14 protein-coding genes are annotated in these 13599 nt (G+C 40.4%); 7 read left to right on the top strand and 7 right to left on the bottom strand.

Annotation, left to right across the window (positions count from 1 at the left end):
- Window positions 1-72 precede the first annotated feature (72 nt).
- A complete protein-coding gene (locus L3V25_RS12565) occupies window positions 73-618 on the bottom strand; it encodes a flavodoxin (RefSeq protein WP_237295772.1) in 546 nt (181 codons plus the stop codon).
- 258 nt (window positions 619-876) lie between these two features.
- On the opposite strand from L3V25_RS12565, the gene L3V25_RS12560 reads away from it, so the two are divergent.
- Window positions 877-1377, top strand: a complete 501-nt coding sequence (locus L3V25_RS12560; protein WP_237295770.1) for a CreA family protein — start codon at window positions 877-879, stop codon at window positions 1375-1377.
- Between the two features lie 69 nt (window positions 1378-1446).
- Here L3V25_RS12560 and L3V25_RS12555 read toward each other — a convergent pair whose 3' ends face one another.
- Entirely contained in the window at window positions 1447-2463 is a 1017-nt protein-coding gene (locus L3V25_RS12555) for a serine protease (RefSeq protein ID WP_237295768.1), read from the bottom strand.
- A gap of 196 nt (window positions 2464-2659) precedes the next feature.
- Between L3V25_RS12555 and L3V25_RS12550 the strand changes: the two genes are divergently transcribed.
- Together L3V25_RS12550 and L3V25_RS12545 are read left to right on the top strand one after the other, a co-directional pair.
- On the top strand, window positions 2660-3286 hold the full coding sequence (locus tag L3V25_RS12550) for a thiol:disulfide interchange protein DsbA/DsbL (RefSeq protein WP_237295767.1): 627 nt from the start codon (window positions 2660-2662) through the stop codon (window positions 3284-3286).
- A 9-nt stretch (window positions 3287-3295) separates the two neighbouring features.
- Window positions 3296-3769 (top strand): FKBP-type peptidyl-prolyl cis-trans isomerase, encoded by a 474-nt coding sequence (locus tag L3V25_RS12545; protein ID WP_237295765.1) that lies wholly within the window; start codon window positions 3296-3298, stop codon window positions 3767-3769.
- 66 nt (window positions 3770-3835) lie between these two features.
- Here the strand turns inward: L3V25_RS12545 and L3V25_RS12540 are convergent, their stop codons facing one another.
- Window positions 3836-4084 (bottom strand): DUF3297 family protein, encoded by a 249-nt coding sequence (locus L3V25_RS12540; RefSeq protein WP_237295763.1) that lies wholly within the window; start codon window positions 4082-4084, stop codon window positions 3836-3838.
- A 74-nt stretch (window positions 4085-4158) separates the two neighbouring features.
- Window positions 4159-4746, bottom strand: a complete 588-nt coding sequence (locus L3V25_RS12535) for a beta-phosphoglucomutase family hydrolase (protein WP_237295761.1) — start codon at window positions 4744-4746, stop codon at window positions 4159-4161.
- 136 nt (window positions 4747-4882) lie between these two features.
- Between L3V25_RS12535 and arfB the strand changes: the two genes are divergently transcribed.
- Window positions 4883-5296: an alternative ribosome rescue aminoacyl-tRNA hydrolase ArfB gene (arfB, locus tag L3V25_RS12530; protein WP_089122903.1), complete on the top strand. Its 414-nt coding sequence runs from the start codon at window positions 4883-4885 to the stop codon at window positions 5294-5296.
- Window positions 5297-5393: 97 nt separating this feature from the next.
- On the opposite strand, the gene folE is transcribed toward arfB, so the two are convergent.
- Window positions 5394-6077, bottom strand: a complete 684-nt coding sequence (gene folE, locus L3V25_RS12525) for a GTP cyclohydrolase I FolE (protein WP_237295759.1) — start codon at window positions 6075-6077, stop codon at window positions 5394-5396.
- Between the two features lie 228 nt (window positions 6078-6305).
- On the opposite strand from folE, the gene moeA reads away from it, so the two are divergent.
- Window positions 6306-7565, top strand: coding sequence for a molybdopterin molybdotransferase MoeA (moeA, locus tag L3V25_RS12520; RefSeq protein ID WP_237295758.1), 1260 nt, complete (start codon window positions 6306-6308; stop codon window positions 7563-7565).
- 141 nt (window positions 7566-7706) lie between these two features.
- Here the strand turns inward: moeA and L3V25_RS12515 are convergent, their stop codons facing one another.
- Window positions 7707-8660 carry a TerC/Alx family metal homeostasis membrane protein gene (locus tag L3V25_RS12515; RefSeq protein ID WP_237295756.1) on the bottom strand — a complete coding sequence of 318 codons (954 nt, stop codon included), beginning with the start codon at window positions 8658-8660 and terminating at the stop codon, window positions 7707-7709.
- A 279-nt stretch (window positions 8661-8939) separates the two neighbouring features.
- Window positions 8940-10673, bottom strand: a complete 1734-nt coding sequence (locus tag L3V25_RS12510) for a 5'-nucleotidase C-terminal domain-containing protein (protein WP_237295755.1) — start codon at window positions 10671-10673, stop codon at window positions 8940-8942.
- A gap of 268 nt (window positions 10674-10941) precedes the next feature.
- Here L3V25_RS12510 and L3V25_RS12505 point away from each other — a divergent pair, with 268 nt between their 5' ends.
- Both L3V25_RS12505 and yidA read left to right on the top strand, forming a co-directional pair.
- Window positions 10942-12606 carry a DUF2813 domain-containing protein gene (locus tag L3V25_RS12505; protein ID WP_237295753.1) on the top strand — a complete coding sequence of 555 codons (1665 nt, stop codon included), beginning with the start codon at window positions 10942-10944 and terminating at the stop codon, window positions 12604-12606.
- A gap of 82 nt (window positions 12607-12688) precedes the next feature.
- Complete coding sequence (yidA, locus tag L3V25_RS12500) at window positions 12689-13495, top strand: sugar-phosphatase (protein WP_237295751.1); 807 nt, start codon at window positions 12689-12691, stop codon at window positions 13493-13495.
- Window positions 13496-13599: the final 104 nt, after the last annotated feature.

Genomic DNA, 13599 nt, shown 5'->3' with positions numbered 1-13599 from the left:
AGGACAGAAGCGATTAAATTTTGTGTTATCTCAAACAGGATTAAAATTTAAAAATTATAGCAAGATCACTATTTATACCCAGTCTGGGTGAATAACCTTATGTATTATCAGAGATTTGGAAATTAAATACTGTAAAACATCTGATGAAAAATCTTGCGTTTTAAATGAATCTTGAGCGTTTTCTGAAATGACAATATCGGTTAAAACCGCGACTTGATCATCCTGGTCGATTTTACAAATCAGGGCTGAAACGGCTTCCCCATCATCAAAGCCTAAGAAGAGTTGATATTCATCATCGAGAATAATTTGTGTAAGAAACTCGATAATAAGACTTTGATTCTCTGGAATGTCGGAAAGTTGTGATGCTTGAAGGACTGAAAATAAAATAGTTAATCGATGAAAATCGACTTCAATAACATCCAGCCCTGCTTTATTACTTAGCTCAGCTTTGTTACTTAGTAATGATTCAATCTCAGATACGCTATATTTCACATTTTGTTGAGCTTCTAAATACAGCTTTCGCCCCATTAGGCTTTCTGGTGTCGGATGTTCAACGTCAACTTGTTGGGATAACCAATGATTTTTAGCCGAAATATAACTGTCGATTTGAGATTGCATATTTTACCTCAGCGACATTCATTGCCGCTTTGAACACGTGAGTACGATTTTAACCGTACGAGTGATGTCATCCTAACAGCTCAGCTTGATGGCGGCTAGTGATTGCGAGCTTGCCAGCCAAGCAATACATATAAGTCACGAGCGTAGCCAAACCATTGAATTTATTTTTCATTACTATTGATGGGCTATGATAGACTTTAACTATTATTAAATGTGTTTTCGATGAACAACTACTGATTTATTCCAAAGGAAAGGAACATGATAAAGAAACTTGTGCTTTTATCTGCCATTACACTGTCACTTACTGCTTGTGATAAAAATGAAGTGGGAGATGTCTCTTTGGGGATATTCACAACCAAAGACATTAAAATTGAAGTGTTATCTGACCCTATCGTCACTGGTGTTACTTGCCATATCTCCAATGTAGAAGCAAATTTAGACTTTGCTGATCCTTCTGATATGGGCATTTCATGTCGTCAAACTGGTGAAATAACACCTGAAATGATTGCTGAGATTGATAAATCTAAATCAGGTGAAGTGGTATTTAAAAAGTCGAAAAGTGTTCTATTCAAGACTCTGAAAATCCGTCGAATTTATGATCAAGGCTCACAGACCTTGTTATATCTTTCATACAGTACCAAAGAAATTCAAGGTAGCTACAAGCATAGCCTATCAACAGTACCTCTTTGGAATACCAAAGCTTATAAAACGCCAGAACAAATTGAAGCTGAAAAAGTAGCTAACCAAAATAACGGCTAAAAACGTAAAACCTAGAAAATTGTAAAAAAGCAGCGAATAACATAAAGCTATTCGCTGCTTTTTTTATTACTACTTTGTATTCGTTTTCTTTCTAAAGACAAGTAAGGATAGTAACACCGCCAACCAAGCTAAGTTTAACGCCCCACCACCGCTACTACTTTCATTGTTGTCGGCTTCTTCTAATTTAGTAACATCAAATTTAGGGGTTTCACTACCACTTAGCACGTTGGCTATCCAATCAGCATAATCATAAACTTCAGTGTAAACGCTTTGAGTTGCTACTTTCAGGTCACCACACTCTTCAGGGCCAAAACTCACAATCCCAGCTTGATACAGTTGTCCACTGTCTTCATACAATAATGGCCCGCCAGAATCTCCGCCACAGACACCAGAATGTAAGCTATTTTTTTCTTCACCTGTTACACAAATTTGTTTATCAGAAACGTCAAAGTTTTGTTTACATTGATCGGGTTGTGAATATTCAACTTGAACCTCTTGCAAGGAATTGGCGCTGTCACCTTGAGGCCCCGTTTTGCCATAACCAATAGCAGTAAATAATTGACCATCTACTCGGTAGCTTTCATTTGGTGCTTCAGCTACATAATCACTCGAAGAGACAATATTTGCAGGAACGGCAGATGCTAATTTAATAATGGCGATATCATCTTGGAAAGTTTTAGTGCTGTAATCATCGTGATAGTACACCTCCTTTGCTGTATAGGTATTCTCTTGATTGAAAATATCCTGATCAACATCGTTAACATTAAACACAACCGCTAAATTTTTAAACTTGGATGGGTTATCGGTATACAGGCAATGAGCAGCAGTTAACACATATTGCTCATTGAGTAAGGTACCACCACAAAAGCGAGTTACCGTACGCTTGCTATCAGTCACACTATCTGTGATTAATACTCCCATATAGGGAAATGATGTGGTTGAAGTCGTATTACCATTAATGATGTATGGCATGATGGGAGTCGTTTCTTGCGCATGAAGTAAAGAAGAAAAACCACACACAGAGAAGACACTTAATGAAAGCAAGTGACTTAATTTTCGTTCCATATTGAAAGATTTTTTATTCATAAAATTCAACCAAATCCATAGGTATTATGAATCAGTTTACGCTAAGCTTTGGTTGATTTGTATATTTTTATATCGTTTAAGAACACATTGATACAAAAGAAGTTTTACTTATGCTGGAACTTTTCATATCTTACAAGTTCTATATTTTACGTAGTTAATTTTTATCTATTCACCTAACCTAACGCCGAAGAGCATCATGTTAAAAATATTAAAATACATCACATTACTGACTGTTACTGCCCTTTTTATTGCCGGATGTTCTGATTCCGACACACCCAAACAAGGTGAGCAATATCAACAACTCACAACGCCATTAACTCAATCGGAAGTCAGCCCTGTTACCGAAGTCTTTTCTTTAACTTGTGGGCATTGTCGAAACATGGAAGCTTCGATTCCTGATTTAGAAAAGCTTACAGGACAAGATATTGGCAAAGTACACGTGACTTTTAACGATCAAGCACAAGTGGCAGCCTTAATTTACTATGCTGCGGTAATGCAACTGAATCACACGCCTGATGAAGCTATGATGAAAGATTTATTTGCAGCGGTTCAGTTAGGTGAAGGTTCAACTATTTCAGAGCAGAAACAAGCGATTGAGCAAGCCTTCACCTCTCGCCATATGATCAGTCCTTATAGTTTTGATGACTTACAACAAAAAGCGCTATTCCGCTATTTAGATCAAGCAATGGAAATCAGCAAGCAAGGTGGATTTAATTCAGTACCAACCTTTGTTGTTAACGGTAAATATGAAGTGCTGGTTGGCGGTCATAAGGACATCAACGAAATCGCACACACCATTAATTTTCTACTCAAACAACCTTAAGGGACTAACGTGAAGATCATACTTCCTATTATCATTTTATTGTTTGTTGCATTCTTTATTTACCGCAACATCAATAATCAAAAACTTGCAGCAGTAAATATCGAGCAAGGTGTGCAATTTCTAACGGAAAATAGCCAACGTGAAGGTGTCATTCAAACCGATAGTGGTTTGCAGTATCTAGTATTGAAAGAAGGAAATGGTACCGCTCACCCTACTGCAACGAGCCAAGTTAAAGTTCATTATCAAGGTACATTGTTAGATGGCACTGAGTTCGATAGCTCTTATAAGCGCGGTGAACCAATCAGTTTTAAACTGAATCAAGTGATCAAAGGCTGGCAAGAAGGCTTACAATTGATGGTAGAAGGTGAGAAGGTTCGCCTATTCATTCCTTACGATATCGCTTATGGAAAAAGTGGCTCAGGCCCAATCCCAGCAGGGGCGACATTAATTTTTGATGTTGAATTGATCGAAATCCTCGATTAACCCTTATTCCAGATACAAAAAATGCAATACAGGCGACTGTATTGCATTTTTCTATTCTAGCGTGCGTTACTTATAAAAAGCTTCAACTTCGCCTTTTAGTTTAATCAACATTGGCTGACCAAAACGATCTTTTGCTTTCGGTGATGCAATTTTCACCCAACCTTCACTAACACAGTATTCTTCTACATCAGTGCGTTCTTTACCATTAAGACGGATACCGATCGGTTGCTCAAAGCATTCCGCAACATAATGTGGGCTGCGAGGGTTACCAGAAAGGTGATCAGGTAAAGCTGGAGTTGAATTAGTATCGCTCATTATTTTGACCTAGTTTTTTAAAAGTACGTCATTGTATACCTAAGTGGACAAACACCTCAATAATGCATTCATAGTTAGGCGACTAACTGACCATTAACCACCATAATACATGCCATCCCCGCAGACAAAGCAGCCTGTCGCCCTATTTCAGTATCTTCAAAAACGACGCACTCACTAGGTAATAGACCTAGTTTTTCAGCTGCCAATAAAAAGGTATCGGGGTTGGGTTTGTGGTTTTGAACATCAGCAGCCGTAACGACGATATCTAGTAGTGGCAATAAGTTATTATGCTCTAATAATCGCAGTGCATTTTGTTGATTACTACCCGTTCCAATCGCCAGCTTTTTTTGACCGTAGAATTGTTTTAGGACGTCATAAGTACAATTTATGATGTTGGCATCTTCAATCAAACCAGCAAACAAGCCAGTTTTCATTTCAGCAACCTTTTGAGGATTGATATCGATGTGATATCGTTCATTCAATAACAACGCGACTTTCTGAGTTGGCATTCCACCTAGGCTGTGGATCCATTCAGCATCAAACGGGAAATTGAATTCTTCCGCCGTTTGTTTCCATGCGAGTAGATGTGAAGGCATGGTATCAATTAAGGTGCCATCCATATCGAAAATTAAGCCTTTATAACTAGAAACATCTACTGCCATACGTGCCTCTCTTGTTTTATTTTTGCTGAAACTCGCATCTTGAAATCACTTGGGAGTATATTCGGCAAGCATACCACCGATGCAATTAACAATTCGATAACTAAATCCACAAAATCTGTGAGCTAATGGTCAATTTATGTTAAAAATATCCAATAATGTCGAGCTAGGAAGCTGGGAAATAGAATTAACGGCTATTAGAGCTCAAGGAGCTGGCGGTCAGAACGTCAATAAAGTGTCCTCTGCGATTCATCTACGCTTTGATATTAATAAATCATCGCTTCCAGAATTCTACAAACAAAGACTACTCGAGTTAAAAGATAAGCGAATCACTACTGATGGCGTGATAGTGATTAAAGCGCAACAATTTCGAACTCAAGAAAAAAACCGTGAAGATGCACTCGAACGTTTAAAACAGATGATTTTAGATGCTGCAAAAGTGGATAAAGTGCGTCGAGCGACTGCCCCATCTAAATCTTCGCAACGCAAGCGTACTGATAAAAAAGTCATGCGTGGTCAAACTAAAAAATTACGCGGTAAAGTGAATGTTTAGTACTACTCTGCTTTTATCCGAATTCCAGAAACAACAAAGCCGCTGAAAAATAGCGGCTTTGTTGTTTTGAAGCTGTGATTAAAATTAAGTGAATCGATTATCTTAAACCATGCAAAAATTCAGCGCGTGTAGCTGGGTTTGATTTGAATATCCCACCTAAAGCAGTCGTCGTCGTTACGCTTGTGGCATCCATCACCCCACGCGATTTCACGCAGTAGTGAGTAGCATCCATGGTGATCGCAACATCATCAGTTTCTAGCAAGGCTTGTAGTGCTACTAAAATCTGTTGAGTCATACGCTCTTGAACTTGTGGTCGCTGCGCAAAAAAGCGCACGATACGGTTAATTTTAGATAGACCAATGATCTTACTTCTTGGAATGTAAGCAACCGCCGCTTGACCATCAATTGTAACTAAATGATGCTCACAAGTACTGGTAACGGTAATATCTTTTACGCGCACCATTTCACTGCAAGACATTTTATTTTCAATCACGGTGATCTTAGGGAAGTTTTTATAATCAAGGCCCGAGAACACTTCATCTACGTACATTTTAGCAATACGACGCGGCGTTTCTTCTAAACTATCATCGGCAAGATCAAGCTCAAGTAAGGAAAGAATTTCACGCATATGGTATTCAATGCGCTCTTTTTTCTCTTCTCTTGATACATCATTCGGATACATAGGAGTTTCAATACCACGTTCAGCCAATGCGGTTTGAACTAATAATGCCGCTTCACTTAGCTCAGAACTTGCTACTGCGTGCGTCTCCAAATTTGCCATTCGATTTCTCCGGTTTCAAGGACTTGATTCCCATGTAGACTATCTTCTCAGTCTATATAAGGTTTTCAAGGATACTCGTTCTTAATAAAAAATACATCCCTAAATTGAATGTGCCCTTTCCACAATTTCACCCTAAATTAAGTTTCTTATCGGTTGTCGTTTCATCTCACTTAAAATTTAGGGATAATGACGACTATTAAACGATGAAAATGATTAGGAATATTGTATATGGGTTGCTGCGACACTCCGGGCTTAATGCCAATTGATACTGCCATTTCAAACATGCTTGAATCAATCACACCTATTTCGTTGGTGACAGACTTACCTCTTGATAAAGCAGTTGGGCATGTTTTAAGTGAAGACATCCACTCTCCAATCAATGTCCCACCCTTTGATAACTCAGCAATGGATGGATACGCCTTACGCTCTAGCGATTTAGAGGCGACCACGCAATTACCACTAGCTGGGAAATCCTTTGCTGGTATCCCGTTTGAAGGCGACTGGCCACAAGGTACTTGCATTCGAATCATGACAGGTGCGCAAATCCCACAAGGTTGCGATCTCGTGATCATGCAAGAACAAGCCGAAGTGAATGGCGATCTTGTTGACTTCACACAAGCGCTGCCGGTTAAACCGCAACAGAACATTCGACCAACTGGCGATGACATCGAGCAAGGCGCATTAGTTTTACCAAAAGGTCATAAACTAACCTCTCGTGATATCCCGATGATTGCCACATTAGGCATTCCAAGTGTTTCGGTATTCCAGCAGCCGAAAGTAGCCTTCTTCTCAACTGGCGATGAATTAAAACCACTAGGTACAAAACTTAAAGCCGGCGAAATTTACGATAGTAACCGTTACGGCATTAAAGTGATGCTTGAAAAGTTTGGTTGTGAAGCGATTGATCTAGGCGTGATTCCTGACGATAAAGAACAACTTAAGCAAGCCTTTCAACAAGCACAATCTCAAGCAGATGTTGTGATCACATCAGGCGGTGTGAGTGTTGGTGAAGCAGATTACACTAAAGTGATTTTAGATGAATTAGGTGAGATTGGCTTTTGGAAAATCGCCATGAAACCGGGTAAGCCTTTTGCTTTTGGTAAGCTGTTAGAAACTGAAGAACGTCATAGCGCCCTATTCTGTGGTTTACCTGGTAACCCAGTATCGGCGGTATTAACGCTTTATATTCTAGTTCAGCCGTTATTAGCGAAACTAGCAGGCCACAGCCAATGGCAACCACAGCCAAGTATTCCTGCGGTTAGCCAAACACGTTTCAAAAAAGTTCCGGGGCGTACCGATTTTCAACGTGGCATCTTCTCAATCACTGAGCAAGGTACGCTTGAAGTATCAACAACCGGCAATCAAAGCTCTGGTGCATTTCGTTCTATGAGCCTTGCCAATTGCTTTGTTGTATTAGAGCAAGATCGTGGCCATGTTGAAGTAGGCGAAACGGTTCATATCCAACTGTTCAGCCCAAGTTTTTACTAATACCTTCTTACTTAAAGTATAAACCTATCTGAAATATAGATGACAAGGCCGAAGCAATGATGAACTTTGCTTCGGCCTTTTGTTTTTTTGCTAGCCCCCGAACCAAACTCAGAACAGGGGCAGCTGTTGGATTGGGTTGGGTTACTTTACATCTAACTTTTTGAGCTTTTTCTCTTTCATAATTGAAGCAATCACTGCCACTGTCATTGTCGTGAGTAGTACGAGCAAGGATACCATGGTTGGAATGGCCCACGGTGTGCCAATTAATAGCATCTTGATACCAATAAATATCATGATAAATGCCAATGCCGGACGTAAATAAACAAACTTATCCAGCATGCCTTCGAGAACAAAATACAAAGAACGCAATCCTAGTAATGCAAACACATTCGCCGTTAACACCAAAAATGGTTCTTGGGTTACCGCGAAAATTGCAGGTATCGAATCTAAAGCAAACAATACGTCTGTCATTGCGATTACTGCCACAACCACTAACAAAGGTGTCACCATCAAGCCTACATTATCACGGGTGAATAACTTTGTACCTTGGTAGTCTTTCGTCACTCTAAAGAGTTTGCGCACCATTCGCTCAGGGAAAGAGTTCACCTCTTCCTCTTCATCACTTTCTGGCTTACTTAGTTGATAGCCCGTCCAAATTAAGAAGAAAGCAAATAGGTACAATACCCAATGGAAGGCTTCTAATAATTCAGCGCCAATGGCAATCATCACGGCACGTAACACTAAAGCGCCAATCACGCCCCACAGTAATACTCTCGGTCTTAACTCTTGAGGCACCGCAAAACGCCCAAAAATTAAGGCAAAGACAAATAAATTATCAACACTGAGGGATTTTTCGAGTAAATAGCCGGTTAAAAATGCTGTCGCAGCATCATGGGCGGAATAGGCACTATCCGGTTCGAATACAGGCCAAAACTCATATAAAGAAATGAAGAATAGTAAAGCTAATAAAACCCAGAATAGGCTCCATATAGCGGCTTTTTTAATGGTGACATTGCCATTTCGTGTTTGCCAGACATCTAGGGCTAACATCAATACGGTAAGTAAACCAAAATAAGCGTAGGTTGTGACGTGCATTTCTGATCCTCAAATGGCGGATAGAAATGAATGAGAGCATTCAGACCATCCGCACAATACGAAAAAACATCAGGCATAATTAGTATTTGGCCTGATATTCAAACTATGTGCGTTGGTCTCGTCAGAGTGGAAAACCACCTTTGCTTACCGGAAATAGATCTATCACGCTAACGTGGCCTACTTCGAGATGACGACAAGCAAATTCTCACTGACTACTCCCCAAACGCAGCCAATTTACTCTGAAGTAGATTGGCTCACAAGCACTATTTTATGAATACGTTAACTCTGACAATAGCTTGTATTTAGTTGTTGAATTCGCTCAGGATTATTTTGTAAGAACTCAGAGAAACAATCTGCCATCGAGAAATGTGTCACCTTGCCATATTTATGCATATTTAAAATGGCGTCGTAACCCTCTTTGCCTTTCATTGTATAAGCTGATGAGGTGCCTTTATACCATCTCTCTTGTTCTACGGGTTGCCATTGCTCATCGGTAGAAAAAATACGTAAATCGACAATTCTTTTTCCCATCGGGTTGTCTGCAACATAAGTGAAATCAAGATTATGCACATAAGGGTAACTGCCAGAACCTGTGCCTTCTACTCCGTTATTCAAAGCATTATTGATCGCACCTTCCAATATGGCGGCTAAGTAACAACCTTGAATTTCATAGACGCCAATCGGTACCGCAAATGGCAATAACTTACCGGCAATATCCGCAATGGTAATGTTGCCAGGGTTCAGAGATGCTCTCACACCGCCAGCATTATGAATCGCGAAATCAACCGCATAACCTTGTTGCTTCATCATAAAGGCGAACGATTCTGCTACCAATGGCGCTAACACACTTGGACCATCTTGATCTGGAATACGCACGTGTCTTAATGGTGAATCACTTTGTGCCACAATGGTTTCTTGCAACTTACGGACACGTGGAATGTATTTATTCAGCAAAATATCATGTACTTGCGGATCTTTCTTACAAATCACAATGTGTTCATGTTGGCGTAAATAATCACTGGCTTTTGAATGAAAGTCATCTTGATAGGCATCAGAAAGCGTGGCATCTAGACATAAGCGTCTGCCGAGCAATAATTCATTCTTACCATTAAAAGCAATCACTTGGCCATTATCATCGAAAGTGATTTCGCTGTGCCCCATTGAAAGCGCATGGTAGCCGGCCTGCACAACATAAGTATCATTGATGCACTGACCGTAGTCGTCATCTTTTGCCAGTCCAACACCAGAAAAGTCACCCTGTAACCTGTGAGAGTGTCCTCCAACAATAATGCCAATGCCTTCGACTTGTTTGGCTAACTCTAAATCCGCTTCATAACCTAAGTGGCTAAGCAGAATGATATTTTTGATGCCTTGAGCATGAATTGCTTCTACTGTCGCTTTAGCAACATCGATAGAATTAATAAATGGCGTATCTTGGTCAGGGTTTGAAATATCTGCCATTTTATCGAGTGCCAAACTAAAAATGGCCACTTCACCACCCTGCACTTGCTTGGTGATCCATCCGGCATGTTGGGATTTTGGTTGATAAGGAACGAGCTTTGGTGAGTCACTGACACGAATCGTCTTATTATTTGACTCATTCGACACATCCCAGTTTCCTGCTAATAATGGAAATTCAATGCGCGTTAAAAATCTAGCGACCGGCTCATTGCCCATATCCAATTCGTGATTACCGAGTGCCATTGCATCAATGTTTAACGCATTGAGTAACTCAGCATTGGCTCGCCCTTTAAATAGCGAGAAATAGAGAGTGCCTTGGAAACAGTCACCTGCGTGCAGGAATAGAAACCCTAAATCACGTTGTTGAGCTTGTTCTCTTAGTTGTTGAGTACGAGTTGCGATGCGAGCAAAACCACCAGCGCTGACGTAAGGCTTTAGTTGCTGCTGCTCAATATTCAGCTCAAGCTGTAACGAGCTAGGTTCAAAGTAGGAATGCGTGTCATTGATGTGAGCTAAAATTAAGCTAACGGCTTGGTTATTCTTTTGGGTCATTATACCTCTGTTTGTCATTGTTTAACCGGCGTAGTGTTAAAACCTGACTAGCCAGTTAAGTAAAGCTTATCTTACTGCTTGAATGATGACAAAACTATGAATATTTAATATTCGGCCTTGATTTCATTTACTCAACAAAGCGTATTAGTGAAAAAATGTGATAAATACAAACGTTTAGCGCTATTCAATCCTATACTCTTAACTCGAAGGCCAACTTTTTCTCATCCGCTTCACTTACCTTATTGTTGGTCTAGAGATAGGAGCGATAATGATACTAGACCGAATTGAAATCCTTGGCTTTCGAGGCATTAAACGTCTTTCCCTAAGCTTAAATGAAATGACCACACTACTCGGTGAAAATACTTGGGGGAAATCATCATTACTAGATGCGTTGTGCATCGCCTTACCAACCACGAATCAACTATATCAATTTGAAATTGAAGATTTCCACGTCGATTACGCTCAATCTCAACCACAAACTCAGCAAATTCAAATCATTACTCGCTGGCGCACCTCTCAACCAAATGAGCATAGAAACATTCGTTATCGTAAGCTCAAACCAGTTTGGCAAGACGATAAAGATGCTGGCAATCAACCCTGTAAAACCTGTATCTATCAGCTTAGCGCTTCACGTAATGAGCTTAAAATTGATACGGAATACCAGTTTTTAGATCACCAAGGCAACCCTCTTAAGTTAAATGATGCTCATAAATTAGCGATGGAGTTATCTCGGGTACATCCGGTCATTCGCCTACGTGATGCGAGGCGGATACCGATGCCGCACCGCCGAGAACAGCATCTTGAAAACCCAATTAATGACAAAACAGAAAAGCGTATTAATAACACCTACCGTCGATTACTGGCGATGCCCGGCCATGTAAATAAAGGCGAATTGAAAAGCACCATTAATGCGATGCAAGATTTGATCGAACACTACTTCTCTTTTGAACGGCATGTGACACAACAAAAAATAGAGCCTAGAGAAAATCTCTTCAGTGGAGAGCACCCTTCGTCAGAAGACCAAACCAGCTTAATAAAAATTCTGCGTAAAAGTAAAAATCAACAAAGTAAATTATTGCTTATGGGGCTACTGAATGCTTTCTTACAAGCCAAAGGCAATGCGACCATAAGTACCATGGCACGGCCTATTTTGATTTTAGAAGATCCTGAAGGCCGACTACACCCAACCAATTTATTAAAATCGTGGGAAATACTGCAACTCATTCCAATGCAAAAAATCCTCACCACCAATAGCGGTATTTTGCTTAGCGCCGTTCCCCTTTCATCGATACGTCGGCTAGTGCGTCAATCGGATATGACACAAGCTTATAGCATTCAAGAACACCAATTGAATCGCGATGATCTCAGGAGGATCAGTTTTCATATTCGTTTTCATCGCCCTAATGCTTTATTTGCTCGTTGCTGGTTATTGGTCGAAGGCGAAACAGAGGTATGGCTGTTCAATGAATTAGCGAAAATATATGGTTATAACCTTGCAGCAGAAGGCGTGCAGATTATTGAATTTGCGCAGTCTGGCTTGAAGTCATTAATCAAAATGGCAAAAGCATTACACATAGATTGGCATGTTGTGGTTGATGGCGATCCTGCGGGTAAAAAATACGCCACTACGGTGAGAACCCAACTCGCCCAAGATATGGAGAAACACCGGCTCACTGAACTACCCGACCGAGATATCGAACACTTCCTCTATCACAATGGCTTTGAAGAGTTTTTCCGTGGCATGGTGCACATCACCGCGGATCACCCCATTCCTGCGAAAAAGATTGTGCAACGGGCAGTAAAAAAACATGCCAAACCCGATCTCGCACTGGGCATTGTTGAATACTGTGAAGAACATGGGCCTGAGAAAATCCCACTGCTACTACGCTGGATTTTAAAACGTGTGATGACGATGGCTAGCGGCAATAATTAGCGAGTGGCAATAATTAAATGGTAGTATTGCAGCGATAAAATGAATACTACCATTGCCTCTCTCGCTGTAAGGAATCGATTCAATGTACAAACTTATCGCTATCGATATGGACGGAACGCTATTAAATGGTTCTGGCAAAATTTCTGAGCACAATAAACAAGCCATTGCCCAAGCAAGACAACAAGGTGTTCATGTTGTACTGGCATCAGGTCGTCCACTGGATGGTATGCGTGCAGCACTTAATGAATTAGGTATGACTCAAGATAGTGATTATGTCATCAGCTATAACGGTTCATTAGTTCAAACCGTGGCAAGCAATACCATGATTCGTCAAGAAATTCTTACTGGTAAAGATGCAAAATTATTAAATGATTGGGCACAGCGCTTAAATGTTTTCATTCATGCTTTTTCTCTTGAGCAAGGTTTAATTAGCCCACAATCTAACCCTTACACTACTCATGAATCGGAAATCAACGGCATTACATTAACTGAGCGCCCTTTTGAAACACTTAATGACGCTGATCCAATTTTAAAAGTGATGATGGTTGAAGAAGAAGGAAAACTCACTCAAGCGATTGAGCAAATTCCAAATGAGCTGCATCAGAAATTTACTATTGTTCGCAGCTCGCCATTCTTTTTAGAGTTTATGAACCCAACCAGCGATAAAGGCTCTGGCGTACAAGCTTTAGCTGAGCACTTAGGGATTCAGGCATCAGAAGTAATGACATTAGGCGATGCGGGCAATGACCACCACATGTTGGAATACGCGGGCTTAGGGATTGCAATGGGAAATGCGACGGAAGCAACTAAGCAAATTGCAGACTATGCCACTGAAACTAACGAAAACAGTGGCGTTGCTCTGGCCATTGAGAAGTTTGTCCTCAAGTAATCTAATCTACTAATTATAAACTTATACTGCGCACTAGGTCTGTTCTCTGGTGCGTTTTTGTTTTTAATGCCTCTTGCCCTAATTTTCTTTTCAAATATTCAAAT

This window comes from Vibrio sp. CK2-1 (assembly GCF_021726515.1).
Lineage (GTDB): Bacteria > Pseudomonadota > Gammaproteobacteria > Enterobacterales > Vibrionaceae > Vibrio.
This window is presented reverse-complemented; position numbering and strand designations above follow the sequence as displayed.

Excerpts from the sequence above, each read along its gene's own strand:
- L3V25_RS12565 (WP_237295772.1), bottom strand. The coding sequence starts at position 618 with ATGCAATCTCAAATCGACAGTTATATTTCGGCTAAAAATCATTGGTTA.
- L3V25_RS12560 (WP_237295770.1), top strand. The coding sequence starts at position 877 with ATGATAAAGAAACTTGTGCTTTTATCTGCCATTACACTGTCACTTACT.
- L3V25_RS12555 (WP_237295768.1), bottom strand. The coding sequence starts at position 2,463 with ATGAATAAAAAATCTTTCAATATGGAACGAAAATTAAGTCACTTGCTT.
- L3V25_RS12550 (WP_237295767.1), top strand. The coding sequence starts at position 2,660 with ATGTTAAAAATATTAAAATACATCACATTACTGACTGTTACTGCCCTT.
- L3V25_RS12540 (WP_237295763.1), bottom strand. The coding sequence starts at position 4,084 with ATGAGCGATACTAATTCAACTCCAGCTTTACCTGATCACCTTTCTGGT.
- L3V25_RS12535 (WP_237295761.1), bottom strand. The coding sequence starts at position 4,746 with ATGGCAGTAGATGTTTCTAGTTATAAAGGCTTAATTTTCGATATGGAT.
- arfB (WP_089122903.1), top strand. The coding sequence starts at position 4,883 with ATGTTAAAAATATCCAATAATGTCGAGCTAGGAAGCTGGGAAATAGAA.
- folE (WP_237295759.1), bottom strand. The coding sequence starts at position 6,077 with ATGGCAAATTTGGAGACGCACGCAGTAGCAAGTTCTGAGCTAAGTGAA.
- moeA (WP_237295758.1), top strand. The coding sequence starts at position 6,306 with ATGGGTTGCTGCGACACTCCGGGCTTAATGCCAATTGATACTGCCATT.
- L3V25_RS12515 (WP_237295756.1), bottom strand. The coding sequence starts at position 8,660 with ATGCACGTCACAACCTACGCTTATTTTGGTTTACTTACCGTATTGATG.
- L3V25_RS12510 (WP_237295755.1), bottom strand. The coding sequence starts at position 10,673 with ATGACCCAAAAGAATAACCAAGCCGTTAGCTTAATTTTAGCTCACATC.
- L3V25_RS12505 (WP_237295753.1), top strand. The coding sequence starts at position 10,942 with ATGATACTAGACCGAATTGAAATCCTTGGCTTTCGAGGCATTAAACGT.
- yidA (WP_237295751.1), top strand. The coding sequence starts at position 12,689 with ATGTACAAACTTATCGCTATCGATATGGACGGAACGCTATTAAATGGT.